General features: G+C 58.6%; 28 protein-coding genes. 2 read left to right on the forward strand and 26 right to left on the reverse strand.

Annotated elements, in window-relative coordinates:
* Window positions 1–10: 10 nt before the first annotated feature.
* From KIH86_RS09960 to KIH86_RS09990, 7 genes are all read right to left on the reverse strand, one after another.
* A complete protein-coding gene (locus KIH86_RS09960; protein ID WP_223084281.1) occupies window positions 11–1,774 on the reverse strand; it encodes a SulP family inorganic anion transporter in 1,764 nt (587 codons plus the stop codon).
* 117 nt (window positions 1,775–1,891) lie between these two features.
* On the reverse strand, window positions 1,892–2,218 hold the full coding sequence (locus KIH86_RS09965; RefSeq protein ID WP_038693399.1) for an ArsR/SmtB family transcription factor: 327 nt from the start codon (window positions 2,216–2,218) through the stop codon (window positions 1,892–1,894).
* Window positions 2,219–2,454: 236 nt separating this feature from the next.
* Window positions 2,455–2,871, reverse strand: a complete 417-nt coding sequence (locus KIH86_RS09970) for a hypothetical protein (protein WP_223084282.1) — start codon at window positions 2,869–2,871, stop codon at window positions 2,455–2,457.
* 158 nt (window positions 2,872–3,029) lie between these two features.
* Window positions 3,030–3,326, reverse strand: coding sequence for a putative quinol monooxygenase (locus KIH86_RS09975; protein WP_223084283.1), 297 nt, complete (start codon window positions 3,324–3,326; stop codon window positions 3,030–3,032).
* A gap of 54 nt (window positions 3,327–3,380) precedes the next feature.
* The gene (locus tag KIH86_RS09980) at window positions 3,381–4,016 is read right to left on the reverse strand and encodes a nitroreductase family protein (RefSeq protein ID WP_223084284.1); all 636 of its coding nucleotides are present in this window, start codon (window positions 4,014–4,016) and stop codon (window positions 3,381–3,383) included.
* A 31-nt stretch (window positions 4,017–4,047) separates the two neighbouring features.
* Complete coding sequence (locus tag KIH86_RS09985; protein WP_223084285.1) at window positions 4,048–4,476, reverse strand: MarR family winged helix-turn-helix transcriptional regulator; 429 nt, start codon at window positions 4,474–4,476, stop codon at window positions 4,048–4,050.
* A gap of 546 nt (window positions 4,477–5,022) precedes the next feature.
* Window positions 5,023–5,916 carry a lipoate--protein ligase family protein gene (locus KIH86_RS09990; RefSeq protein WP_223084286.1) on the reverse strand — a complete coding sequence of 298 codons (894 nt, stop codon included), beginning with the start codon at window positions 5,914–5,916 and terminating at the stop codon, window positions 5,023–5,025.
* A gap of 320 nt (window positions 5,917–6,236) precedes the next feature.
* Between KIH86_RS09990 and KIH86_RS09995 the strand changes: the two genes are divergently transcribed.
* A complete protein-coding gene (locus KIH86_RS09995; RefSeq protein WP_223084287.1) occupies window positions 6,237–7,160 on the forward strand; it encodes a CHAD domain-containing protein in 924 nt (307 codons plus the stop codon).
* Window positions 7,161–7,473: 313 nt separating this feature from the next.
* On the opposite strand, the gene KIH86_RS10000 is transcribed toward KIH86_RS09995, so the two are convergent.
* The 3 genes from KIH86_RS10000 to KIH86_RS10010 form a co-directional block, all read right to left on the reverse strand.
* Window positions 7,474–7,797: a thioredoxin family protein gene (locus KIH86_RS10000; protein WP_223084288.1), complete on the reverse strand. Its 324-nt coding sequence runs from the start codon at window positions 7,795–7,797 to the stop codon at window positions 7,474–7,476.
* 7 nt (window positions 7,798–7,804) lie between these two features.
* Entirely contained in the window at window positions 7,805–8,173 is a 369-nt protein-coding gene (locus KIH86_RS10005) for a MerR family transcriptional regulator (RefSeq protein WP_038693389.1), read from the reverse strand.
* A 195-nt stretch (window positions 8,174–8,368) separates the two neighbouring features.
* Complete coding sequence (locus KIH86_RS10010) at window positions 8,369–9,175, reverse strand: LCP family protein (RefSeq protein WP_223084289.1); 807 nt, start codon at window positions 9,173–9,175, stop codon at window positions 8,369–8,371.
* A 67-nt stretch (window positions 9,176–9,242) separates the two neighbouring features.
* Between KIH86_RS10010 and KIH86_RS10015 the strand changes: the two genes are divergently transcribed.
* Window positions 9,243–10,436 carry an MFS transporter gene (locus KIH86_RS10015; RefSeq protein WP_223084290.1) on the forward strand — a complete coding sequence of 398 codons (1,194 nt, stop codon included), beginning with the start codon at window positions 9,243–9,245 and terminating at the stop codon, window positions 10,434–10,436.
* A 239-nt stretch (window positions 10,437–10,675) separates the two neighbouring features.
* On the opposite strand, the gene KIH86_RS10020 is transcribed toward KIH86_RS10015, so the two are convergent.
* From KIH86_RS10020 to KIH86_RS10090, 16 genes are all read right to left on the reverse strand, one after another.
* Complete coding sequence (locus KIH86_RS10020) at window positions 10,676–10,855, reverse strand: hypothetical protein (protein ID WP_038693385.1); 180 nt, start codon at window positions 10,853–10,855, stop codon at window positions 10,676–10,678.
* Between the two features lie 140 nt (window positions 10,856–10,995).
* Entirely contained in the window at window positions 10,996–12,504 is a 1,509-nt protein-coding gene (locus KIH86_RS10025; protein ID WP_223084291.1) for a xylulokinase, read from the reverse strand.
* Between the two features lie 29 nt (window positions 12,505–12,533).
* Entirely contained in the window at window positions 12,534–13,271 is a 738-nt protein-coding gene (locus KIH86_RS10030) for an SIS domain-containing protein (protein WP_223084292.1), read from the reverse strand.
* Window positions 13,272–13,464: 193 nt separating this feature from the next.
* A complete protein-coding gene (locus KIH86_RS10035; protein ID WP_223084293.1) occupies window positions 13,465–14,208 on the reverse strand; it encodes an MBL fold metallo-hydrolase in 744 nt (247 codons plus the stop codon).
* Between the two features lies 1 nt (window position 14,209).
* Window positions 14,210–14,680, reverse strand: coding sequence for a RidA family protein (locus tag KIH86_RS10040; protein WP_223084294.1), 471 nt, complete (start codon window positions 14,678–14,680; stop codon window positions 14,210–14,212).
* 118 nt (window positions 14,681–14,798) lie between these two features.
* Window positions 14,799–15,839 carry a Gfo/Idh/MocA family protein gene (locus KIH86_RS10045; protein WP_223084295.1) on the reverse strand — a complete coding sequence of 347 codons (1,041 nt, stop codon included), beginning with the start codon at window positions 15,837–15,839 and terminating at the stop codon, window positions 14,799–14,801.
* Between the two features lie 206 nt (window positions 15,840–16,045).
* Complete coding sequence (locus KIH86_RS10050) at window positions 16,046–16,849, reverse strand: carbohydrate ABC transporter permease (RefSeq protein WP_223084296.1); 804 nt, start codon at window positions 16,847–16,849, stop codon at window positions 16,046–16,048.
* 37 nt (window positions 16,850–16,886) lie between these two features.
* Window positions 16,887–17,777, reverse strand: a complete 891-nt coding sequence (locus KIH86_RS10055) for a carbohydrate ABC transporter permease (RefSeq protein ID WP_223084297.1) — start codon at window positions 17,775–17,777, stop codon at window positions 16,887–16,889.
* A gap of 211 nt (window positions 17,778–17,988) precedes the next feature.
* Entirely contained in the window at window positions 17,989–19,347 is a 1,359-nt protein-coding gene (locus tag KIH86_RS10060; protein ID WP_223084298.1) for an ABC transporter substrate-binding protein, read from the reverse strand.
* A gap of 3 nt (window positions 19,348–19,350) precedes the next feature.
* Window positions 19,351–20,547: a threonine synthase gene (locus KIH86_RS10065; RefSeq protein ID WP_223084299.1), complete on the reverse strand. Its 1,197-nt coding sequence runs from the start codon at window positions 20,545–20,547 to the stop codon at window positions 19,351–19,353.
* 130 nt (window positions 20,548–20,677) lie between these two features.
* A complete protein-coding gene (locus KIH86_RS10070; protein WP_316503259.1) occupies window positions 20,678–21,883 on the reverse strand; it encodes a M20 family metallopeptidase in 1,206 nt (401 codons plus the stop codon).
* A complete protein-coding gene (locus KIH86_RS29505; RefSeq protein WP_235775338.1) occupies window positions 21,865–22,812 on the reverse strand; it encodes a sugar phosphate isomerase/epimerase family protein in 948 nt (315 codons plus the stop codon). Before KIH86_RS29505 ends, KIH86_RS10070 begins: the two co-directional genes overlap by 19 nt.
* A 28-nt stretch (window positions 22,813–22,840) precedes the next feature.
* The gene (locus KIH86_RS10075; RefSeq protein ID WP_223084301.1) at window positions 22,841–23,587 is read right to left on the reverse strand and encodes a GntR family transcriptional regulator; all 747 of its coding nucleotides are present in this window, start codon (window positions 23,585–23,587) and stop codon (window positions 22,841–22,843) included.
* A 300-nt stretch (window positions 23,588–23,887) separates the two neighbouring features.
* Entirely contained in the window at window positions 23,888–24,253 is a 366-nt protein-coding gene (locus tag KIH86_RS10080) for a YidH family protein (protein WP_223084302.1), read from the reverse strand.
* Between the two features lie 96 nt (window positions 24,254–24,349).
* Window positions 24,350–24,796: a MarR family winged helix-turn-helix transcriptional regulator gene (locus KIH86_RS10085; protein ID WP_223084303.1), complete on the reverse strand. Its 447-nt coding sequence runs from the start codon at window positions 24,794–24,796 to the stop codon at window positions 24,350–24,352.
* A gap of 270 nt (window positions 24,797–25,066) precedes the next feature.
* Window positions 25,067–26,386: a voltage-gated chloride channel family protein gene (locus tag KIH86_RS10090; protein ID WP_235775339.1), complete on the reverse strand. Its 1,320-nt coding sequence runs from the start codon at window positions 26,384–26,386 to the stop codon at window positions 25,067–25,069.
* Window positions 26,387–26,451 lie beyond the last annotated feature (65 nt).

Genomic DNA, 26,451 nt, shown 5'->3' on the forward strand with positions numbered 1-26,451 from the left:
GCCCGCGGCGTTAACGGACGGCGCCCGCACCGGCCCGGGCTTTGAAGACCGCCGCAGGCTGGGGCATCGCCTTTCCCGCCGACAGGGCAGCGCACTCCCGGAAGGCGGCATGACGGCAGCCGGCGCAGCGGTCTTTCGGAATGGCGCGGAGCGCCTCGTCGATCGCGTCGCCGGTATGCTCATAGAAGCGGGACGAACCGATCACATCGTACAGTCCCGTTCTGCGAAGCAGCTCCAGCGGCTGCGGCTGAATGCCGGAGACCAGCAGCCGGCCGCCCGACGCTTCCAAATCCGCAACCAGCTTCGCCAGATTCCCCTCGCCCGTCGTATCCAGGAAGGGCACCCGGCTCATCCGCAGCACGACGACGCCCGGCGGCTCCGGCCCAAGCCCGGGCATCGTCCGCTCGAACCGGTAGGCCGCACCGAAGAACAGCGGCCCCTCCACCGTGTAAATGCCGATCTGCGGGCAGTCATGGTCCTCGGAGACCATATGCGGCCCGACCTTCACCGATTTCGGATCAGGCAGCACCTTGGAGATCAGATGCGCCTCGCCCATCCGCTTCACGAACAGCACGACGGCCAGCCCGAGTCCGACCTCTACGGCAGTCGTCAGATCGGCGAACACCGTGAGTACAAAGGTGACGGCCAGAACCAGCGAGTCCCCCGTTCTCAGCTTGAGAAGCCGCATGAAGGAGCGGCGCTCACTCATGTTCCAGGCGACGACCATCAGAATCGGCGCCATCGCAGCCAGCGGAATGTTCGATGCCCAGGGCGCGAACAGCAGCAGAATCAGGAGGACGGCGGCGCCGTGAACGACGCCCGACAGCGGGGAGACCGCACCGCTGCGGATGTTCGTGGCTGTCCGGGCAATGGCGCCCGTCGCCGGAATGCCGCCGAACAGCGGGGCGGCGACATTCGCGATGCCCTGGCCGATCAGCTCGCGGTTGCTGTCATGCCGGCTGCCGGTCATGCCGTCGGCCACAACGGCCGACAGCAGGGATTCGATCGCCCCCAGCATGGCGATGAGAAGCGCAGGCCGCAGCAGCAGGTGAATCCGGTCCCAGCTCAGGACCGGAACATGAAAGCTCGGCAGCGTGTTCGGGATTGCGCCATAGGCCGAGCCAATGGTCGCCACCTTGCCGCTGAAGAACAGCGCGGCGACGACACTCGCCGCGATCAGGCCGATCAGCGAGGCCGGCACCTTGGGGGCGTAACGCGCCCCCAGCAGCACGACGGCGAGGCATACTGCCGCCGTGGCGATGCTGTACGGATTCGCCGTATAGAGGTGAACGCCGATCTCGCGCATGTTCGCCACGAAGCTCTCATGCCGGACAATTCCCTTCAATCCGAGGAAGCTGGCAATCTGGCCGGTAAAGATCGTGACTGCGATGCCCGCCGTGAAGCCGATCGTGACGGGCTTCGGAATGAATTGGATCAGCACACCGAGCCTGAGCAGGCCCATCAGAATCAGCAGGACGCCGGCCATCATGCCGGCAATCAGTAAATTCTCGTATCCGTATTCCGATGCGATCGCGAACAGAATCGGAATGAACGCCCCCGTAGGCCCTCCAATCTGAAACCTGGAGCCGCCGAACAGCGAAATCAGAACGCCCGCAACAATCGTCGTATAAATGCCGTATTCAGGCTTGACCCCCGAAGCGATGGCGAACGCCATGCCAAGCGGAATGGCGATCACCCCGACAATCGTTCCGGCGACAAGATCCTTGCGGAGCGTGCTCCATGTGCAGTCTGAATACCGTCCCCACCGTGCCATTATCCAAAACCTTCTTTTCTCTGAATATTTGATTATTTGAATATATTGGTCACGATACTCCTGTCACGTCTCCTTGTCAATCCAAAATCCTTCCCCAAAACGCAGGAAACCGCAGCGTTATTCGCTGCGGATTTCTTCGAGCAGGGAAATGGCATTCACCAGGTGGTTGTCAAAAATGCGCTTGGCCACCGCCAGCAGGTCCTTAATCAGAGGATCGCGGAGCGAGTAGATGACCGACGTGCCCTCCTTCACGCTGTTGACGACGTTCTTGGCCCGCAGGACGGCAAGCTGCTGGGATACCGCCGATCCCTCCGATCCCAGAATCGCCTGCATCTCGTTGACGGTCTTCTCGCCCTCGCTGAGCAGTTCCAGAATGCGGATGCGCATCGGATGCGCCAGCGCCTTGAAGAATTCACTCTTGAATTGCTGAATATCATTGTTCATATCGCTAGGCTCCTTACAGCTCTCTTCACTCTTCGAATCAAGTGTTCAGTACGCGTTCAGATCCGGAAGTACGGGATTCAACCCTGCCGGAGCGAACAACATCTCTTGAAAATTCTACAGAATAAGCGTTGCAGGCGTGCTTGTTCCTATAAGCATACCCGCCAAGGCCCGGACGCACAAGAGCGGACGCAATCCATCCTTCGCACGCTTCCCCGTGCATTTGGACAAGATTCGGGCTACAGAGAAGCGTGAAGCGCGGGATACAGACGCAGAGCGCCAGTCCTGATTTCCACCGTTCCCCCTACCGCCATCGGCTCCCCGATGCACTCGAACGGAATCTCCGATTCGCCGATCGTCAAATAGGCCGTTCCGTCCTCTTCAATGTCTTCGAGCGTCCCTCTCAGCACCGTCAGCCCTTCTTCCAGAGCAATGATCGGCCTCTCTCCGGGCGCGGGAGCGACGTCGACCCAGCGGATCAGCAGCCCGTCAAGCTCAAGCTCCACGTCAAGCTCTTCGCCGGGAGCCGGAACCGGCCCCAGCCACCAGCCCTTGCCCTCTCCGTAAGGCGAGCGGAAATGAACCTCAATTGGACGATGCTGATCGCGTACGGAGACGGACAGCACCGGCGGAGGGGAAATAATCGTAAGTTTCATAACCGGCTTCTCCTTTCCGTCATATCTTCTTTTTGTACTTCCATGAACACGCTTTGTCAATGTCAAAAAAGGGCACCCGGAAATCTCCGACAGACCCGATCATGCGAAAAAAGCCCCTCAGCCGCACTTAGCGGCCGAAGGGCCTGTTGCTTGTTCGTTTATTTACTTACCGGCTCGGCGCCGTATACCTTAACGTCCAGCGGGGCCGACAGGAATTCGCCCGCCTTGCCCGCAAAAGCCTGGAAATGGCTGCTTGCGTTATGCGCTTCAACGGCAGCGGAATCGCGCCAGGTTTCCACCATGATGAATGAATTGGAGACTCCCGCATGTTCGTACAGCTCGTAGGACAGGTTGCCTTCCTCCGCATGTGTAGCGGCAAGCAGATGTTGGGCTTCAGCCAGAAAAGCCTCTCTCTTCGCCGGATCGACCTGCATCAGTGCATGAATAATAATCATTGGATTATCTCTCCTCCTGTTTGGGCTGGTAATGTGTTGCGGCAAGGAACGGAATTATTTCCACTCCGCTACCCGGTCAACGGGCAGACGGACCGAAGCATAGCCTTCATCGGCAGCTTTGCCGACGGAGAGAAGCATAACCGGCACGTAGCGGTCCTTGTCCAGACCGAATGCTTCGGCAATTTGATCGCGCTCAAAGCCGCCGATCGGGTTCGTGTCGTAGCCATGCGCACGGGCGACCAGCATAAGCTGCATCGATACCAGACCGCCGTCGATCAGCACCGTTTCCCGTGTTACTTCAGGAGGCATAACGGAGAAATATTTGGAGAAGGAGGCCAGCTGTTTCTCCTTGACTTCAAGCGGCATCAGGCCGCGCTCGACAGCCGCACCGTAAATTTCTTCGGCGTAATCGAAGTTGTTCATGTCGCCGAATATGGCGATAACCGCCGCCGAAGTCTCGACCTGTGTCTGGTTAAAACGGGCCAGAGGAGCGAGCTTGGCTTTGCCTTCAGGGCTTTCAATAACAAGAAACCGCCAAGGCTGCATGTTGACGGAGGATGGAGCCAGCGTTGATTCCTCCAGAATCTGCGTCATTTCTTCCTTGCTGATTTTGACGGATGGATCATATTTGCGGATCGAACGGCGTCCAGCGACAACTTGCGTGAAATCGTTGTTAATCGGTGTTTTCATCAGTACAGCTCTCCTATCCAATGGTTTTTGTTTATAAAGCTTTCATATTGTGCAGCAGACGGGTCAGCACAGCCTCCGCCACCCTCTTGTCATCCTCGGGAAATCCCGCCAGCAGCGAATTCATGAAGCGTACCCTCTCCCCGCGATAGTGTCCGATCGTGGCGCGTCCGTGGTCGCTCAGCGAGACAAGCGTCGCCCGGCTGTCATCCGGATGGGTTCTCCGGACAATCATGCCTTTCTCCTCCAGCCCGCGAAGATGGCGGGTTACCGCCGCGGGATCGATACCGATCTTGCGCTGGAGAACATTCTGGCTGACGCCGTCCACGCGGTACAGCTCGTCCAGCAGACGGAGACGGGTGGGACTGATGCCCGCGCATTGTTCGAATTTCGGGGCCAGCGCCTTGTTAAGGTCTTGAAGCAGTTCAAAGATGCGGCGATCCGCCGGCTCGTAATCGGTCAAGGCGTACCTCCTCCCAAGAAAGGTTGTGCACAATCAATCTAGGCATACTCATCATACACGCGAATAATTGACCCGTCAACTATAAATTCGAAGAGGGTTATTTGCTGTGATTCAAAACAGCAATGCTCCGATTTGATCCGGTCGAGTCACTAGTGTAACCGCTGCGGAAACTGGATATTCACCGGCGGGATTCTCACTAACCAGCCTCATCAGCCGAGTTCTCATCAGTCGGGTTCTCACCAGCGATTTCTCATTTGTTGGCTATTGCGAATTCTCATTTGTTGGATATCACCAGTGAATTCTCACCGGCAGAGTATCCACTGATGGTAAAATCCACTGGCAGGGTATTCACCGGCGGGATTCGCCGTTAACAATTAACCCTGTTATTCATTGCGCGGTATCGCGGGAATGATAGCCGGGCGTGGGTTCGCGATTCGATCCTCTTCCGCTTCCTCTTCCTGACGAATCGGCTCCCGAGACCCGGCAAGCCTTTTCTCTTCGCGGCTCCACGCTCCGCACCGGCGAAGCGGCGAAGCGGTGCGCGGGCTAGCCGGCGTACCGCTTACGCAGCATATCGGCCGCCTCCAGCACTCGGCTGTCGCCGTAGCCGAGTCTGTAGCCGGACGCCTCCGCAAGTCCGGCTTCCGCCAGCAGGCGCGTGCCCCGCGCCTCCACAGCCGTCCGGACGCTGCGCGCGAATACGGCGGCCGAGTCCGGGCCGCCCAGCTCGCCGAGTCCGGCGATCGTACCTGGGCGCACGCGGGGATAATCCAGCTCCGCGTGCCCGCAGGCCGCTTCCTCATAGAAGCGGCGCACGATCTCGCCGCGCTCCGAACCGGAGCCGGCAACCACAACGAAGGCGTGGACGAAATAGGCATAGCTCTGCCGCCGCTGCGCGATGCCGCAGAACTTCCGTCCGCCGATGGAAAGGTCATATTCGCCGGGACAATAGGACCCGGCGATTTCTCCGGCCATGACCTGCGGCGCGGCGGCCGGATGGGAGAGCCCGACGGCTTCGGCGATGAGCGAAGCCAGCAGCCGGAAATCGCGGTGGAAGTCCAGCGTCCCCCGGCTCTTCGGCAAAATCAGCGAGACGTTGACGACCCCGCTGTCAAGGGGTACGGCGGCCCCTCCCGAGTGCCGGACCGCCGCGCGCAGACCCGCCGCCTCAAGGCTTGCCATCGCGCCTTCCGCGCACGGAAGGCGGCTGTCCCGGAGGCCCAGCGCCACGCCGCCCGTATGGCTCCATATGTGCAGCGAGGGCGGCACGAGTCCTGCGCCGACATCCCGGCACAGCGTCTCCTCATAAGCGAAAGGTAGCAGCATGTCCCCGCCCTGCATATGTTCAAATAATGCCATCTCGGCAGGAAGCTCTCCGCCTGCCTCCCGCTCTCTTCCGGCCCATTCCAGGGCCGGTGTAAATTCGCTGTTTCGTTCCATTTATCCGCGGACCACCTCCGGGCAGCCCTCCGCCCGCCTTCCTGTATGATCGCCAGCCCTTCTTCGTCAGGGAAGAGGCCAGCAAATCTTCTTCGTAATCGTATTCAATCGCCCGGTCAACCGGGTAAAATTAGAGTAACAGGCCATATTCCTACTGTACCAATGGTCACATTGTAGCGGATTTGCAGCCACGCCGCAAAACATTAGTGACCGTCCATACAGTCAAGGGAAAGCCCCAGCATAAATCGCCGCCCCGGGAATATATCAGGGGAGAATCATGGCGTGCCCCTCTGAGCGGCATCCATTTAGGAGTGATACCAATGACAACCGGCATAACCATCCAAAGTACGCGGACCAAAGGAGCGGAGCAATGGGAGCAGGCGCTGACGGAGCTGTACGACGAGTTTCTCCAATATGGGCGTCAGGCAGTGGAGGACTACGACAAAGAGGCCGTTCATCAGGCGCGCGTAGGCAGCCGGAAGCTGCTCACGCTCCTCTCGTTTCTCAATCCCGAAGACGTGACCGGGCTTCGCGGAGACTTCAAACGCACGCAGAAGGCGCTGGGAAAGGTCAGGGATGCCGATGTGCTGATCCCGGACCTCCGCATGCGCCGCAAGACCGCTCAAGAGGACGGCGAACGCAAAACCGCCAAGGTGCTAAAGGCGGTCCTCCGCCGCCAGAAGGCCGAGCGCAAGTCTATGCGGCGCAAGCTGTCCAAGAAGCTGCCGCCCCTGCTTGAAAGCGGGCAGGACATCAAATGGAACGCCTTTGTGAAGGAGCAGCTGCCTTCTCTCCTTCAGAATAAGGACGTCAACATTTCCCTGCGCGAGCTGGAGGTTGCCTTCGAGCAGCAGAAAAAGCGCTGCCGGGAGATTCTTAGAGGAGCACAAGCGGATTCCGGGGAAGCGATGGACGAGCTTCACCGGCTGCGTATTATCGCCAAACGCATCCGCTATATGGCAGGCGCGGCGTCCTTTGCGCTGGACCGGAAATTCTACGCATACGAAGAAATCTATAAAGAGATTCAATCCAAGCTCGGAGAAATCACCGACAAGCACGTAATGCTGAAGACGATGAGCAAGCTGGAACCAGACGAGCTGGAGGTGTCGCCCAAAGCCTGGGACAAGTTCCTGCATTCGCTTCACGATGAGCTTGAAGACGCGCTTCGGAACAATACAATCATTCCCTTCTCGCCATCTCCGGGCAGCGGACTGGCCCAGGAGCCGCCACAGCCAGAGCGTTGAAGGAGCAAGCATCCATTTTATCCTTACAGGTTGTTCAGACGGCTAGGCTATGAGCAGATGGCTTGAGGCTGGAGCCGCTATCCGGGGAAGTTAATCGCTTTCGGGTGTCAGCCGCCGATTTATAGACAAAACAAGGCGAAGGAACGCCGCTAAACGTTCCTCCGCCTTATTGTTTATAACCGTGCTCTCCGGCACCTGGCCCTGCGGGCCTCAGTCCTGATCGCTCCAGCCTTGCATGTATTTGTCCAATGCCCGTTTGGCTTCATGAGACCTGGCCTAATATGCCTCGGCCCCTTGCGGCCCGCCCTGCCCCTTAGCTCAAATAACGGCTTATTACGCCGGTATAGACAGGCTTAGGACTCAGACCGACAAGCTTCTCCACAGGCTGTCCGCCCTTGTAGACGACGACGGTCGGCAGCCCCATAACGCCCGCTTCGGCTGCAAGCTCGGGCAGCTCATCGCAGTCCACCTTCACGACCGATACCGCGCCGTTGTATTCCCGGGACAGATCCTCCAGAATCGGCGTCAGATTCCGGCAGGGCGCGCACCATTCCGCGCCATAATCGACCAGAACGAGACCGCCGCTTTTTACTTTTTCCCGCAGCCCTTCGGCACTTTCCGCATGTTGAATTGCCATTTGTCCATCATCCTTCCCTTGATTCCTCCTGTTCCTTCCGGATGGAGGCTATTCGCTCTTCCAGATTGTGCTTGATCTGCGTCAACTGATGCAGCTGGCGCTCAATATCGGCAAGCTTCGATTCATAAAGGGGCATCACTTCCGTGCAAAATGCCTCCTTGTTCTTCAGAACGCAGTTCAGAAACCCTGCGATTTCCTCCGTTGACAATCCCAGATTCAGGTACAGCTTGATTGTCTCCACCGTCTCCACGGCAAGCGGCGAATACTCCCGGTAACCGTTGGCCTGACGGACCGGGACAAGCAGACCTTGCAGTTCATAGTATCTCAGCGACCGGACGCTGACGCCGGTCTTTTGCGCGAGCTCGCTTATTTTCATAACAGTTCTCTCCGGATTCAATGAGAATGTTGGGATGCGAATGCCGTTTCATGCCTCAACCTGCGCCAGGCAAACGGCATCTTGCGAACAATTCCTGAGCAATGCGATAAGCAATCGATCAGGATACGGTTATTATAAACCCTGACACTGGTGTCAGGGTCAATCCTTTTTTTATCGAGACGAGGAGGTTATTATTCAATTGCTAAATGTCGCTGCTAACTCTGACTCTGTTGCTTCGGGATCAAGCCATTGCCCGATCACATCATGCGTATGTTTGACATCGTTCTCATCCAGAATGTAATACCATTGATCTGTATTCCTGCCTTCCCCTTGCAGCATATGACTTGTAATTGCAGGCGAGCTCCCTTCAAGTATTGCCTGTTGGGCAAGAGCCAGAACAAACTCCGGCTTCATGTTGGTTTTGAAATTTTCTCCGGCCATTTCGATGATTTTGGGGATATTGGCTAAATTGTTGAGCTTTCTCATCCGCTCCAGCATTGCCTTAAGAAAAATTCTCTGCCGCTCTGTTCGATTAAAATCCGAGTCCTCGCGGTATCTGACATACATTAACGCTTCTTTTCCGGAATAGATCGGTTTATTGGGTTCAACCCTGAGCTTCTCATGCAGCGGGTTTTTATTCTCAAGAAGCTTGGTTACCGGAAGTTCTACTCCCCCAACGGCATCCACGACTTCCACAAGTCCATTGAAATTAATAGTCGCATAGTAATTTACAGGCTCATTCAACAAATTTTCAACGGTATCCACAGCCATTTGCGGACCGCCATACGAATGTGCGGCATTGATCTTCGTATTTTTCCGCGCGCCTTTAACCTTATCCGCTCCTATAATTTCTGTGTATGAATCACGCGGAATCGAGATGAACAGAGCCTTGTTGTCTTTGGGTCGAATAACGGTGTAGATAATAGAATCAGATAGCCCGTTTTCATTCTTCCGCTGATCGGTCCTGAGCAATCCTGGAAGCTTGTTTATGGAAAATGTCAATTTGACAAGATCGCTATTTCTGATATACTTGTCATAACAACTATTTATAGAGAAAGAAGCGAGGAATTTGGAGAAAGAGCGTTTGTGGAACCGTCATTTTCTGTCGATATGCTTCAGCAGTTTTTTTATTTTTACCACCTTCTACATTCTTGTCGTGACACTGCCTTCCTTCGTGTTGGGAGAGCTTAAGGGAAGCGGGCAAAATATCGGGCTAGTGACGACCGTATTCGTCATCGCCGCCGTCATCGTCCGTCCGCTTACGGGTCGCTGGCTGGACGAAATAAACCGGAAGGGCCTTATCGCGGGCTCGCTGCTGCTGTTCGCCGTCTGCTCCGTGCTGTACCTGCTGGTGCACAGCTACGGGGCGCTGCTCGCGCTGCGCTTCGTCCACGGCATCTCCTTCGGCATCGCCGCCACCTCCACCTCGGCCGTCGTGCTCGATCTCATTCCGGAGAAGCGCAAGGGAGAAGGGATCGGCTACTTCACGCTGTTCATGAGCCTCGCGATGGTTATCGGCCCTTATATCGGCCTGACAATTACCGAATACCTGAGCTACCGGGTCCTGTTCGCTGCGATCAGCGTCTTCGCCGTGCTTGCCGGAGTCTTTGGCCTGTTGGCTCAAATTCCTGCCCACGTCCCTCGGCCGGACACACTCGGCAGCTGGAATATCCGGCGGTATTTCGAATTTAAAGCCATTCCGGTGTCGCTGTCGGGCTTTGTCCTGGCCTTTGCCTACGGCTCCATGTCGACGTTTATTTCCGTCTATGCCAAATCGATAGGGCTGGGGAATGTCGCCAGCTATTTCTTCATCGTGTTCGCGGCGCTGGTGCTGATCTCCCGCCCCTTCACCGGACGTCTGTACGACCGGAAAGGCGCGCATATTCTCGTGTATCCCGGCATCCTGCTGTTCATGATCGGCATGCTCTGGCTGAGCCAGGCTACGACGGCCCCCGCTTTTCTGGCAACTGCCGGTCTGGTCGGCCTCGGGTACGGTGCCATCCTGCCGAGCTTCCAGACGCTGGCCATCCAGTCCGCTCCGATGCATCGGCGCGCGCTGGCCACCAGCACTTATTTCGTGCTGTTCGATCTCGGCTTCGGACTCGGTTCCTATCTGCTCGGCATCGTCGCCGCCAAGACCGATTACCGCACGATGTATCTGTGCGCAGGCCTCATCACTTCGCTGGCGTTGATTTTCTATTACTTCCTTCATCACCGCCTGCAGAAGCCGGTTAAGGAATCCGCTCTGGAGAGCTTGTCTTAAAAGAGCCGCACCACGCACAGGCGCCTTTCCTTCGGTAAGCAGTCCGTGAAAAGCACATCGATATTCATACCGATACCATCATATTCAGTTGTTATGTGACGCCAAAGTGTGCGATACGTTCATATTTCAAACTCAGCATCCATCTTAAGCCTTATTCGCAAGGAACCAAAAATGGTGTCCTCCGCCATCAGTGATGACGGCAGGACACCATTTGCTTGTTCAGGCCGTAGCCATAGCCTTCAGCTCTTCTTCCCGCCTTTGATGAATCTCCACATCGCCAGCAGGCAGCCGATCAGGCCGACGCCGAGCAGAAGCTGCTGAACGACGCCGAGCATGGCAGATTTCTCCGACGGGATCTGGCTGCTGATGACAATCAGCAGGATCGAGACGGCGACGGCAAGCACATTTTTACCCTTCATAATTCTCTCCCTTGGGCGGTCCGGAAGCCCCTCTGCTTGATGTTCCCATTATAAAGGAATTCAGGAACAGAACAAGAAAGTCTTCGCGAGGCGATCGCTGTTCCCAGGGAAATCCGCCCTTAGCGAATCAAGCCGTCCGGTCAGTCGCCCCGGTAATAGGCGTTGAGCGCAGGGTAAATCCGGCGGTAGCGTTCGTAAAGCCCGTTGTACGCCTCATGCCTGGACGCGGACGGCTGCAAGGTCCGATCACCATCGGCCAGCTTCTTGGCCGCTTCCTTCAGCGATCTGAAACATCCGGCTCCCGCGCCGGCCAGCAACGCGGCTCCCACCGCAGCAGCATCACGGGTCCGCAGGACTTGCACATCCTTTCCGAGAACATCGGCGAGCATTTGGCACCACACCGCATTCCGGCTGCCCCCGCCTCCGAGTTGAATCCGCCTGATTTCGCCGCCTGCGGACTCGAACATCTCCATGCTCTCCCGGATATTGTAGGCGACTCCTTCCATAATGGAATGCAGCAGCACCGATTCATCCTGCCCGGTGGACAGCCCGAGCCAGGACGCCCGGTCCCTGGGGTCGAAATAGGGCGTTCCGCTGCCCCCCAGGAAGGGAAGGAACAGCAGGCCCCCGCTGCCCGGAGGAATACCCTCCATCTTCTCCGACCAGGCCGACAGCTGCGCATAATCGTCTTCGCCCATCGTCTTCTTGCCCGTAAGCAGCCGGTATCCCCAATCGACGCCCAGACCTCCTGTAAAAATACTCCCCATCGCGTACATCGTGTCCGGCAATGCGGAAGGATGGTAGGTTACGCCTCCGGGCGATTCCCCGGGCAGCTCGCCGACGCTCCGGACGACCTGGGCCGAGGTGCTCAGCGTAATAGCCAGAACATCCAGCTCCACCGCCCCCGTTCCCAGTTGGCTGCAAGCCATATCGGCTCCGCCTGCGATGACTGGCGTTCCCTCGGGAATACCAGTCAGCCGGGACGCCTCCGCCCCAACGCGCCCGGCAACATCGGCGGAAGCGTGAAGGACGGGGAAGCAGCCGGGGGAGAGTCCCAGCTCGGCGATCAGCTCCGTATCCCACGCCTTGCGGCGCGGATCGAACAGCAGGCTGTTGCCGGCATCGGTATAATCGGTGGCGATGGACTCCGTGAACAGCAGGCGGACATAATCCTTGGGAAAAAGGATCGCCCTCGTTCGTTCAAGCTCCTCCGGGTGATGGCGCTTGATCCATAGAAGCTTCGAGGCCGCAAAAGCGTCGATCGGCTCATTGCCGGTCATTGCCTTCATCCGGGCGCCGAATTGACTGCGGAGATAGGCCGTCTCCTCGGAGGAACGCCCGTCAGCGATGAGAATGCTCGGCATCACCGGCCGGTTATCTTCGTCCAGCAGCACCGCGGCGCTCATATGCCCCGAGAAAGACAGAGCAGCGATTTCCCTGCCGCCTGCCGCTGCAAGGCATTCCCTCACGGCACGGACCGCAGCCGTTCTCCAGATGTCCGGGTCCTGCATGACCCAGCCCGGCCGGGGAGTCAGCGTCTCGGTCAACGCCGACGCGGAGGCGGCGATGACGCCTTCCGCCGTCATCAGGATCGCCTTGACCGCCGTAGATCCGATATCAATTCCGAGCAGCAATCTCTCTTCCGCCATCTTGTTTCACTCCTTTGCCCATCCGTCTCTTACAGATGCTTGATCCGGCTCCGGTACTGCTCGATATAGCCGAGATTCCGTTCGGCCCCGCCCGGGATATTGCCGCTGACGAACACCGGCGGCTCAATGCCGCGCTCCACCAGCTTCTCCGCCGCGCCGGCCATGACCATATTGAGGATGACGCTGCCGACAACCGTGGAACCGGATGACATCTTCATCGTTGAGGAAGGAATCTGCACCAGCGCGTCTCCATGGGGAAGATGGTTGTCGATCACCAGGTCGGCGATTTCCGCAAGTCTGACGCCGGACGGGTGGCGCGGCGGGTCCGTGAAATACGATGAGGAGCAGAGGGCGATAACCTTGAGTCCCTTCGTCTTGGCGGCTTGTGCCATCTCCACGGGCAGGCTGTTGATGCCAGAGTTCGAGATGATGATCATCACCTCGCCCGGCACAACCGTGTAGTTGTCCAGAATATGCTCCGCATAGCCCTGCATGCGTTCAATCTTCGAGCTCTTGACCGCCCCTTCATGCAGCATGACGCTGGTCTCGAAGATGGCGTTGACGGGCACCATTCCGCCCGCCCGATAGAACAAATCCTCCACCAGCAGATGGGAGTGGCCGCAGCCGAATAAATGCACCAGCCCGCCCTGGGCGATCACCTCCGCGATCCATTCTGCGGCGGTGCCGATGCTGCCTTGCTCCTGAGCCTTCACCACCTCAATCTGTGCAATAATCCGGTTAACAAATTCATCCGCGAGTACAGTCATAATGCAAGTCCCCTCTCTCGGTCGGTTATCTGGTACTCGTTAAAGCCTGTTATCGTCTTGTGGTTCTGGTTCTGGTTCTGGTTCTGATTCTCGTTCTGGTTCTCGTTCTGATTCTGGTTCTGACACTGGCAGCGCAACACGCCGCTTTATTTACAGAGTCTCCGCCCCCTTGGCGTCACTCTTGTTCTTCTCATTATCCGATATTGTCCGGTATCCCCAGCCGGCCGAAAATGTCGTCTGCCTTCCGGACATGCCATGCGGCTCTCGCAAGCGCCGGCTGGCCGTGTCCGGGCAGCAGCAGTTCCGGCGACAGCAAGGCGAGCCGTCCGATGCTGGCCTTCAGCTTGTCCAGACGAAAGTCGGATGTGCCCAGCATGGAGATTCTGCCGCCGTACATCACCGTATCTCCGCTGATGAGAACCGGCGGCCGTCCTCCCCTCTCCATGTAGAAGCACATATCATAGCCGGAGTGTCCCGGCGTATGCAGCGCGGTGAAGGTGCACTCCCCAATGTGCAGCCTTGCGCCGTCACTCAGCAGAATGTCCGGGATGCAGGGCTGCCAGCGGTAATCGGGCGGATAAAAGCCCGCCGCCCTCGCCTGCGGAAGGTCGATGGCGTCCTCGTCGGCCGCCGCAAGCGACGGTGCCGCCGTGTCCAGCACGCATAGCTCAGCCCCGGTGATACGCTTCAGCTCGGCCGCGCCTCCGGAATGATCCGCATGAAGATGGGTCAGCAGAATATGCGTAATTTCACCCGGTTCAAAGCCGCAGGCGCCGATGTGGCGGACGATCTGCTCCGTCTCGAGCCCTGTCCCGCTGTCGATCAGAATACCGCCGCTGCCCGTGCCGATCAGGTACAGGTTGCAGTCGGCTTCATGCGTCCAATCGAAGCCCAGACGACCGCTCCCAACCAGATAAATATCGTCCGAAATCCTCATCCTACGGCTTCACCTGCACAATCATCTCCAGCTCCACGGGAGCGCCGAACGGAAGCTCGCTCGTCCCCAGCGCCGCCCGGGCGTGGCGCCCGGCTTCGCCGAATACCTCGATCAACAGCTCGGAGGCGCCGTTAATAACGAGCGGCTGCTCGCCGAACCCTTCCGCCGAGCGGACATAGCCGATTACGCGCACGATCCGCTGCACCCGCTCCAGCGATCCAAGCACCGCCTGGATTTCGCCGAGACAGTTCAGCGCGGCGAGCCTGGCGGCTTTTTTCCCTGTCTCCACATCCATGTCCGCACCGAGCCGACCAACATAGTGCATGACCCCGTCTATCTCGGGCGTCTGCCCCGAAATGAACAGCAGCTCGCCGGCCTGAACCCCGGGAACGAACTGAAACCTGGGCGGCACATCCGGAATTTCTATATTCAGCTCTTTCAGTCTTTCGGCAATGGTGGAGGCTTCCTTCATAGGTTATCCCTCATTTCCCGTATATGTTCCGGACTCTGAACGCCTGATGCCCCGAGCCTTGCTTGCGCCTGATAGTCCGATTGCCGGATTGAACGGAGCCCGATGCTCCGGACGACTCTCATTGCCGCCAAGGCGGAATTTCAACCATGCGCCGGGTCCGGGCCGACTCCGCTATGGCGTCGGCGATTTCCAGCACATGCACCGAATCTTCAAGCGGCATGACCGGCGAAGGCTTACCTCCGCCGATCATGGCGGCGAAATGCTCAAGCTCGGCCCGGATCGCCCCGCCGATCCCGTCATGCGCCGTCGGCCAGAGTGTTGTCTCCGGCTGCTGAATGCCCTCTTGCAGCCAGAGGGACAGGCCGGAATGGGCGAGCTGATAGCTGGCCGTCCCGGCTTCGCCGATCACCTCGATCCGGGCGTCGATCGTCCCGTCCAGCTCCAGCGTCTCGGTCAGGTTCTGCGGGGCGCTTCCCGGAACCATCCAGCCGGAATCCAGCGAAGCGATTATGCCGTTCTCAAATTCCAGCACCGCCGAGAACAAATCCGGATAAGTATAGCCGCCCGGATGACTCTCCATGGCGGATACCCGGATGCACCGGCAGCCGGCGTACCACACCATCAGATCAAGCTCATGCACACCCGATTCATAGACGGGATGCACCCGGTTCCCGAAGCCGTGGAACCAGCTCCGGCTGAAATCGCGCTTGCTGCGGATCGCTGCGATCCGACCCAGCCTTCCGGCTTCGATGCTCCGCTTGATCGTATAGTAGGGCTGGCTGAAGCGCGATATGTTCCCGACCAGCACCTGCCGGCCGGACGCTTGCTGCGCCGCCAGAATCGCCCTGGCCTCGTCCGCCTTGACGGACAGCGGCTTCTCAACAATGACGTGCTTGCCGCGCCGGAGCGCTTCGAGCACGAGCGGGCCGTGCGAGCTCTCGTCCGAGACGATATCGACCGCATCGAGATCGTCCCGCAGCAGCAGCTCCGCCGGATCTGCGAAGCAGCTTTCAGGTGCGAAGCCGAAATCGGCTCCCAGCGCCCGCAGCGTCTCCGGGTTCACATCGGCGGCTGCCGCCACGGTGACGCCCGGTATCTGGCGCAGAACCCGGAGATGAAGCCGCCCGAACCGCCCGGCGCCAATGAGTCCTATCCGCATCGCAGCACCTCCCTGTTATGGCGTCTAGCCAGCATCTTTTTTATCCCGAAGCGATCACTTCTCACCGTTCTCTCCGTTCTCTGTCTGCACATATTCCTCTGACTGCTTGGGCTGCCCGTACTGCTCTTACTACTAACTACTCCTGTCACTGCTTCCTCTGTTCAGCAGCTTCCGCCGGCTCAGGCAGCCATCCCCCGCAAGCCGTCTCATTTCACCGCCCCGGCCGTCAGCCCCTTGACGAAGAAGCGGCCGACAAAGGCGAAGAAGACGACGACAGGCAGCAGCGTCAGCACGGCGCCGGCGGTTGTCCAGCCCCACCGTACGGTGTACTGTCCCATAATGGCGTTCAGCCCAATGGGCAGCGTGCGGAGCGCGTCGCTGGAAATAAGCACGGAGGAGAAAGCGAACTCCGTCCAGGAAGTGATGAACGCGTAAATCGAAATCGTCGCGATGCCGGGACCGATCAGCGGCAGAATAATCTGCACCAGCGTCCGCATCCGCCCTGCACCGTCGATTGCCGCCGCTTCGTCAAGCGCGATCGGCACGGAATCGAAGAAGCCCTGCATCAGCCACACCGAGAACGGAGCGGCGAATGTCACGTTGATGACGATCAATCCCCAGAGCGAATCGACGAGGTGAATGTTCGACATCATTTGGTATACGGGGACCAGCAGCAGTGTGCCCGGGAATACGTAGGTGGCCAGAATGAGCCGGGAGACCAGCTTGCGCCCGGGGAATTTCATCCGGTAGATGGCGTAGCCCGCCGGAATGACGATAAGCACCGAGCAGAGCATGGTCCCTATTGCCACCCAGACGCTGTTTCCCAGGTTGGTGAGATAAGAGGTCTGCTCCAGCAGCTCGCGGTAGGACTGCACCGTGAATGATTTCGGGAACAGGTCCGGCTTCAGGATCTGGCTTGCGGGCTTGAAAGAGGAGATCACCACCCAATAGAACGGAAATACGATCAGAAATGCGATAACGATGCCGAAAAGAGAACGGACCGCTTTCATGTAGGAGCCACCTGCTTTCGGAATTGATAAAGGCCTGCTAATCTTCCTTCGGGCCTGATATTTTGATGAACACGGTGACGAACACAATCAGGAACGCCGCCGTAATGATCGAGGTGGCCGAAGCCTTGCCGATCTGGAACGACTCGAAAGCTTGCTGGTAAATGAACACCGGCACCGTGGTTGTCGCTCCCGCCGGTCCGCCTTTGGTCAAAATATAAATCGTGTCGAATATATTGAACGACCACAGGGTGCCGACGACGCCAAGCGCGAAGGTAATGGGACCAAGCGATGGAAAGGTAATGGTCCAGAACTGCTGCCACTTGCCTGCGCCGTCGACATCCGCTGCCTCATAGATTTCATGCGAAATAGTGGACAGCCCCGCCAGCACGATTACCGCCATGAAGGGGAACCAGTGCCAGGTATTGATAAAAATCGTAATCGGCAGCGACCATGTATTGTCGCCGATCAGATTGACCGGCTTGTCGATCAGGTGAAGCGACTTCAGCGCATGATTCAAAATGCCGTAGGAACCGTTAAATATCCACTGCCAGAAAATCGTGACCACGATGGTCGGTATGACCCAGGGAATGATCATCCAGGTCCGCGCCCAATTCTTGAAGCGCCCCGGCTTGTTGAGGAGCAGCGCGATGACGAAAGCCAGCACGGTCTGCGCAATGCCATTGCCCAGCACCCAGATCAGGCTTTTGCGCCAGGCGGTCCAGTATGCCGGTGACGATAGGGCTTCCCGGTAGTTGTCGAACCCGACATAAGAGCCTTTGGTTCCGACAAATCCCGTATTGTAGAAGCTTTCCCGGACAATGCTCAGAAGCGGGATGAATATGGTGACGATAATCCATATAACGATTGGCGCGACCAGCAGGTAGGGCACCAGCTTGGCCGCTATATTTTTTTTGCCCAGCACTTCCATGACTTCACCCCTCTGTATTCCTCCGCAGACGGCGGAGACTTGAGCTTCGGGGCCGCCAAATGGCAAGAGGAACCCGAAACGCAGCTTATAGCTGTAATGATGTATCGTTTTATCTCTGGAACGGATCTTTAGGATTTCTCCGGTTCACAGGTTCCTGCCACAACGGAGCGGGAACAGTGTTCCCGCCCGTGTGTGCCAAGATAAGGCAGATTTACTTCACAGCGGCCTCAATCTGGGACTGTCCCCACTTCACGGCATCCGCAGGAGACATGCCTTTGCTCGTGATCTGCTCCAGCGTCTGCGCGATATAGTTCGGTCCGGCAACCTTGCCGATCTTGCTCGATACGCCGTCGGTGAAGCCGAACAGGGCGCCTTTGCCGGCCGCGTCGATCAGAACCTGAACCTGCGATTTGTACTTGCTGATCACCGGATCATTCCAGAAGCTGTCGGCCTTGCTGCCGTCTTCCGTTACCGGCAGGAACAGGCCGGGCTCGGCGTTGACGAAGCTGCCGTAAGTTTCGGGCTCGAACAGGTAATCGAAGAATTCGGTAATGGCTTCCTTCTTCTTGGCGTCGTCCGTCAGAACCATAATGCCGTTGGAGTAGTAGATGCTGCCCTCTTCCCCGCCGTCTGCGACCGGCATCGGCACGACGCCAAGATCGCTGGCCGGGCGGCCGGATTCGGATTCGAAGGTGGAGAGATATTGGCCTTTCTCAATCGCCATGGCTGCGGTTCCGGCGTTGAACTGCGCCTGCGGCTCGCCCCATGTATACGTATTGCTGTCCGGCGGAGAGAATTTCAGCAGATCGCTGTACATCTGGTAAGCCTTGACCGTCTTCTCGTTGTCGAAGGTGACTTTGTTGTCGCCGCTCAGAATGCTCTTGGCTCCGGCGGTGATCATGAAGCTGTACAGCACCTGATCCGTCGCCATCGATTTCGAAGCCGGCAGTGCAATGCCGTAAGTGCTGTCCTTGGTCAGCTTCTCGGCATCCTGCTTCAGCTCATCCCAGGTCTTGGGCGGCTGGAGTCCGGCTGCGCTGAACAGATCGGCGCGGTACCAGAGCGCTTGAACCATTCCGAACACCGGTACGGCCCAGGTATGATCCTCATATTGGTACGGTGCGAGCGAGGACTGGGAGAATTTGTGTTTCTCGTTCAGGGAAGCCACGATGTCGTCAACCGGCTGCACGACGCCAAGCTCCTTGATCAAGGTAGTGTAATCGGGAATGGTGAACAGCAGATCGGGTCCGTTGCCGGCCTGGATGGCGGCGGGGAATTTCGAATAGGCGTCATCCCAGCTCTGAACCTGGGGCGTGATCTTGATGTCGGGATGGGAGGCGTTGAATTTATCGATGATCTCCTTGAACCGGGCTACCCGGTTGGGCGGCTCTTCCATATGCCACAGTGTCAGCTCTGTCACGGAACCGGAGCCTCCCGATGAGGACGGGGACGCGCTGCCCGACGCTCCGGTGCTGCTATCATTTCCGCCGGAGGAACACGCCGACAGAATCGCGGTAAGCGAGGTTGTCATTGCAATCAGTATGGCCCAGCCTTTGAATTTCTTGTTCATTCTCTACTTCACTCCCATTTCGCTGAATTTTATCGCTTCGGTCATGTCCTTGAGGCCATGTCCCGTTACAACCGCCACAGCCGTCTCTTGGCCGGATATTCTTCCTTCCCGGTACAGCGCAGCCAGTGCTGCGACCGACGCCACCGAGGAAATTTCAGCCAACACGCCTTCGCGCTCCGCCAGCAGCCTGCGGAAGGCCAGCAGCTCCCGGTCCTCCACCGCCACCGCGATGCCGCCCGATACCCGGATGGCCGACAGCGTCCTGGTTCCGTCCGCCGGATAGGTCGTCAGCGGATCGGCGATGCCCGAGGCGACGGTATGGAGGCCGCCTTCCCAGGGCGACACCTCCAGCTCGCCCCGCTCATACGCCCGGACAATCGGCGCACAGCCCGCAGCCTGCACACCGATCATTCGGGGCAGCTTCGCCGTGTAACCGGCGAGCTGCAGTTCCCGGAAGCCTTTGTAGCAGGCCCATAGCAGCGGCCCCGCCCCGATCGGGACGGCGATCCAGTCCGGCGCCGCGCCGAGAGAAGCCATAATCTCATACGCCAGCGTCTTGTTGCCCTCAATCGCATAAGGATTGAGGTAGGTCGACGTCAGGTTGAACGCCCCCCGCAGCTTCGCCTCCTCGCCTGCCGCTCTGTAGGCGTCGCCGAAGTGCCCTTGAACGCGCCGCAGCTTTGCTCCATACGCGGTCATGGCGGATAGCTTCTCCGGCGGCGTACTCTCCGGCACATAGATCGTGCAGGGGAGCCCCGCCCTGGCGGCATACGCGGCGGCAGCTACGCCGGTGTTGCCGGTCGAGGCGCACACCGCTTCGCTTAGCCCCATCTTCCTTGCCGCTGTCAGGGCAACCGCCAGCGCCCGGTCCTTGAATGCAAGCGTGGGATTGGAGGACTCCATCTTCAGAAGCAGCCTCTGTCCGCCCTCTTGCGCAAGCAGTCGGCGGGCCTCCAGCAGCGGAGTATTCCCTTCTCCCAGCGTGACCGGCTCTGTTCCCGGCGGCACCGGCAGCAGCTCGCGGTACTTCCAGATTCCCGGCTCCGCGCGGGCCCACATCTCCGGAAAGCCGATGCGTCCGAATATTTCGCGGTAGTCATACTTCACATCCAGGCTGCCGCCGCAGCTATCGCAGAGATAGCGCGGATGATCCCGGTAGACGGCTCCGCAGCGGGTGCAGCTAAGACTGTAGGTATGCAAGACGGCTCCCCCTTCTCTTGTTGACCAAACCACTAAACTGCGTTGTTTGAGGAATTATTTGGTGGCCCTCAGTACTCGCTAAATACTCGCCGGCCTGCTTAGCCCGGCCAATCCAACGGCTGACGGCATCTCACACGCACAGGGCGTAAGCGGTCCTGATGTAGATCCGGCAGGCCTTTTCAAGCTGCCCCGCCTCGATATACTCCGCATCCGAGTGCGCCTCTTCGATGCGGCCCGGACCGCAGACGACCGTCTCGGGGCAGCAGGCCTGGAGCAGCGCCCCGTCGGTCCAGAATTGCAGGCCGACGGGGACGCAGGCTTCCTCCGGCTCCTCCGGGAATTCCTCCCGGTAGGCCGCCAGCAGTCCCCGGACCAGCTCGCTGCCTTGCGACGCCTGAAGCGGGCCGTGCGGGACGCCGTGGAAGTTGTCCGTCAGGCGGACGCTTCCTTCGAAGCCGGGATAGAGCCTCGCGGTCTCTGCCAGCGTAAGCTCCAGCTCCGCGAGCGCCGATTCCGCCGTCTCGCCCGGAATGAGCCGCCGCTCGAAGGCGACACGGCAGGCGGAGGGCACAATGACGGGCCTTGTGCCGCCCTCGATCATGCCGACATTCAGCGTCGGCGATCCCAGCAGGGGATGGCTTCGCCGCGCCAGCTCCGGAAGGTAATGATCCTGGAGGTACGAGATCCAGCGGGATGCGCGGTAAATGGCGTTAATCCCCTGCTCCGGCACGCTTCCATGTGCCGACAGGCCCGGGAACTCCGCCTCGTACCAAGCGACGCCCTTGTGGGCGACGCCCGTCTTGAGGCGGGTCGGCTCGCCGACGATCGCATAGTCGGCCAGGAATCCCCCGGAGGCGAGATGGCTCGCTCCGGGGCTGTACGATTCTTCGCCGGCCGTCGCAGCGAAGATCAAATCCCCGGCCAGCGGCAGCCCGCTGCGCCGAAACGCGATCAGCGCCGTCATCATCGCCGCCAGCGCTCCCTTCATATCGACGGCGCCCCGGCCGTATATCCGCCCATCCCGCTTGCGGGCGGTGAACGGCTCCGTCATCCCGTAGGGCGGCACCGTGTCCATATGGCCGTTCAGCAGCAGCGACGGCCCTCCGCCGGTGCCGGGAAGACGGGCCACCACATTGAGGCGCCCCTCCGGGGTAGGCAGGATGTCGCTGGCTATGCCTTCTTCCTGAAGCCGTCCTGCGATGTAAGCGGCGGTCGCCTCCTCCTGCCCCGGCGCATCCTCATGGCTCTCAATGGCGACCAGCCGGGCCAGCAGCTCTTCGGTCTCTTCGGCGGAGACCAGCCCCAGGGGGGCGCCGGTCATTCCGGCCGGCCCCATCCGAATTCCTCCAGATACTCCTTCGATTCCTCGGCTACCCGGTCGAAGTCCGTCATGCTGACGCCCGACGGATCGCCGACGCCGTACAGGCCGCCGGTCTGGAAGCCTTCCCACTCGACGGAGCTATAATGCTTGTACCCGACCTCCTTCAGCGCTTCCGCCATTTCGCGGAAGTCGACGAAGCCTGCGCCGAACCAGACATGCTGCGACTGCATGATATTCGGGAACCCGACCTCATCCTTCACATGCGTAACGCGGATACGGTCGCCAAGCTTGCGGATCGCTTCCTTGATCGGCATCCTCGGCTTCACGGTCGTGTAGAACGTGCCGACATCGACGCAGGCATATACATTGGGACGGTCGACCAGTTCGAACAGCTTCAGCATATCGTCGATGTTGTTGATCAGCGTACCCTGGATCAGCTCGATGCTGACGTCGATATTCCTAGGGGCGGCGTAATCGGCCACCTCCTGCGTCGCCGTCACTACCTGGCGCCATGCCTCCTTGCGGGTGATCAGATTATACAGAGGCGGGTCGTAATAGCCGTCGCCGATCAGCGTCACAACGGTTCCGGCGCCCATGTCGGCGGCGGCGTCGATCGCTTTTTTAAACTTGGCAATGCCGTTCTCCCGGTCAAAATAACGAGGGGTCACGAACGTCGTATGACACCCGATCGAGGAAAAAGCCAATCCCGTCTCGTCCATCGCCTTGCGGATGCTCTTCACCTGGTCAACGTATTCATGCGGATAAATTTCCTGAATCTTCGGATAAATGACATCAAAGCCCTCATAGCCGTAAGAAGCGATCTTCCGGATGCACCAGTCAAGCGGCTTGTCTCCCCAGGAATTCCATGCCGGTCCGGCGATTTCCAGTCTGCCCCACGGCATGTTCGGCCAGATTTCAAACGACATCTTCAAATGATCGGTCACAAGCAGCCCTCCCGCGTATTAAATAGTATTAGACATTCATTTCGATCGAGAACTTGTAGCGGTCTCCCCGGTATAGCGATCTGACGTATTCCACCGGAGTGTCCCGGCCTTCCGTATAAGTAGTCCGTTCGATCAGCATCATGGCATCATGCAGTTCGATTTCCAGCATGCCCGCCTCGTCTTCACGCGCAAGCGCCACCTCGATGGTCTGCTCCGCTCTGACGAGCTTGAGCCCGCACACATCCTCCAGCATTTGATACAGCGAAGCATTCTCCATGTTCATGCCGTACAGCGTATGCGCCAGCTCGTAGACGAGATAGGAGCGCTCCAGCGCCAGCGGCTCGCCGCTGGCGGTCCGGATGCGGAACAGCTCGATAACCTGCTGCCCTTCCCCGATTCCGAGCCGCTCGGCAATCCGGCGGCCGGCCGGAACAATCTCCATGCTCACGACCTGCGCCCCCGGAGACAGCCCCCGTCCCCGCATGTCTTCGCTGAAGTTGGTCAGCCGTGTCAGCGGCTGCTCGATCTTCGGCTTCGACACAAAAGTGCCGACGCCGCGCTGTCTGTACAGCAGCCCCTCCTGCACCAGTTCGTTGATCGCTTGCCGGACCGTGAGCCGGTTGATTTCAAATTCCTCCGCGAACTCCCTCTCGGACGGGATCAGTTCGTCCACCTTATAGGACCCGGACTGGATTTCAGTCTTGATCAATTCCTTGACCTGGTGGTACAGCGGGACAATGCTTGTCTTGTCGATTGTCCCTTTGGCAGGATTCATACCATCACCTGTTTTCTAATATTTGGGGTAGACAATTAGTTGTCTATACCAGTTGATGGTGTTAATTATAGTGACGCATCTTTTAGCCGTCAATGCTTTATTTCAAATTTTCAGTTTCGTTCGTCAGACGAAATCAGCGTATTTTCCATATCTGCGTTATATTAATTGACATGGTGTAAGGCGAAAGTTGTTATCCGGCGGCGCAGAGGCGGATTTCCGCCTTCAATGAAGAAACGGCCCCTCCCTTCCGGGAGAGACCGTTCCTTCAATATATTCCAGTTGTCGTAATCGAGAAACAAGCTACGCAATCAGCATCAGGATGACGAGCACAATCAGCAGCATCTCGATCACGCTGAGACTGATGAACAGCAAACGGATCAACAAAGAGGCGGAAACAAATTGTCCCTTGTTGATCCCCTCTCTTTTGCGCAAATAATCCATGGTCGCTCCCGCCACCACTCCGCCGCCCAGCAGCACCGCCAGAATACCGGCGACCGCAGCCGTGATATGACCGACTCCGCTGTACCGGTTATCGCGGAATACAAGTCCCGCCGCCAGAAACCCAAGACCCACCAAAGCAATAGCCGTCCTAATCCAGGCCAGATAAGTCCGCTCATTCGCGAGATGCTGCTGAATATATGCCGCTTCATTCCCCTGATCTTTCATTCCGTTAACCTCCTGAAATGTTAAAACCCTTAACCCATCAGCACATTGATGGATCAAGGGCTTATCTATCGCGCCGCCGATCCTTGCGCATCCAGGTTAAGAACCGGCATCGGCGTTCTTGGCATTCAACAGCGCACGCAGCGTCTGCTCAAGCTCCCGGACAGGCAGCGACTCCAGCAGCACGGACTGGAATGTTCCATAGGCGCGGTCCACCTTCTCCTGTCCGAGCGGCGTCAGCGAGGTGTAGATGCTCCGGCGGTCAGCCTCGCAAATATGCCGCTGAAGCGCGCCGCAGCCTTTGGCTTCAAACCGGCTGACCAGCCGGGACATCGCGCTCTGGCTGAGGCCCACCATGGACTCCAGCTGCTGCAGGCGCAATTTTTTGCCCGGAGCTTCCGACAAGAACAGCAGCATATAAAATTCCTTCAGGGACATCTGATGCTTCTCCTGCAGCGCCTGCTCCAGCTTTCCAGCCGTGTTCGCCTGCATATGCGTCAGGTTCAGCCAGCCGGCCACAAGGCCACCGTATTCTGCCATATCCATAGTGTAAGTTCCCTTTCGTCTATCCTGAAAATAACTGCGCCCTCCAAAGCGGGCCCGGTTATGATAACATTCACTCGGGCAAGCCGCCATCGGACCATCCCGGCCTATTTATCATGGATGGCGCCGCGAAATGCGGCCTGATATCCAAGGCTGCTTATATTATATCATCCGTTCCTTTTTTGCACACCGCCCGGACAGCGGCCCATGGCCGGATGCCTGCCTGGAGCCTGGACGCTTGTCTGGAGCCTGTACGCTTATCGGCAGACTATTTTATTTCCCCTTGTTCTTGCTGAGAACCTTGACCGTGCCCAATGTGGCGCCCCCGGGAATGCGGAGGATGGCGCTCTTGGACGTTCCGATCCGCTGCGAGGTGTAAATGCCGGTATGCCCCGAGAACAGATAGCTGACCAGGCAGGCAATGAACATATAGATCGCGGCTTCCGAGCCGAACAGCTCAATGCCCATCAGGAAGCAGGCGATCGGCGTGTTAGCCGCTCCGCAGAATACAGCGATGAAGCCGAGTCCGGCAAGAAACGGCGCATACAGATGCAGGAAGCCGGACAGCGCATTGCCGAGCGTAGCTCCGATCGCGAACAGCGGCGTTACCTCGCCCCCCTGAAAGCCCGCCCCCAGCGTCAAGGAAGTGAACACCAGCTTGCCCAGAAAGGCAAACGGTGAAACCAGCTCCGTGAAAGACTGCTGGATCAACGGAATGCCAAGCCCCAGATAGTCCCGGGTTCCGACGATGTACACAAGCGCAATCACCACAAGTCCGCCGACCGCGCTCTTGAGCATGGGGTTCTTGAACAGCTTTGTATACCAGCGTTTGAGCGCATGGGTCAGTTCGCTGAACAGCGTGCTGGCCAGCCCGAACAGAACCGAAGCGATCACAACTTTGAGGACGACCGCAGCCGTCAGAGCCGGAACTGCGCCGATATGGTAGTGGATATGGGAGACGCCCCAGAACCGGGTCGTCACGAGATTGCCGATAAAGCTGGCGACGAACGCGGGAATCAGCGCCTCATGCGAGATCAGCCCGATCGCCAGCACCTCAAGCCCGAACACCGTGCCCGCCAGAGGCGTTCCGAAGATGGAGCCGAAGCCGCCGCTGATGCCGCAGATCAGCAGAATCCGGCGGTCAGCCGCGCTGACGCGCAGCGCTCTGCCGAACCATTCGGCAAGACTGCCGCCCATCTGCACCGCCGTCCCTTCGCGGCCGGCCGACCCGCCGAACAGATGCGTTACCAGTGTGCCGAACAGCACGAGCGGAGCCATGCGCAGCGGAATCGTCTCATTCCCGTTGTTGATCTGCTCCAGAATCAGATTATTGCCCTTGCCGCTGCTGCCGCCGAATTTCATATAGAGATAACTGACCAGCGCGCCGCCCAGAGGCAGCAGGAACAGCAGCCAGGGATGATCCAGGCGGACACCCGTCACATAATCCAGACTTTCCAGAAATAACGCCGAGGCGGTCCCGGCCAGAATGCCCACTCCCCCGCCCAGCAGCGTCCATTTGAGCAGCGTGCCGAGCAGCGCCGCATATACCCATCTGCCGGCCAAAGCCTCCCATTTCTCTCTCCACATCTTCATCCTCTGTACGTCCTTTCTTCCGCAGGCTGCCCCCATAATAAAACAGACTCCTACCAGGGAATGAA

It is taken from the genome of Paenibacillus sinensis (assembly GCF_019904155.1).
In the GTDB taxonomy this organism is placed as follows: domain Bacteria; phylum Bacillota; class Bacilli; order Paenibacillales; family Paenibacillaceae; genus Paenibacillus_AQ; species Paenibacillus_AQ sinensis.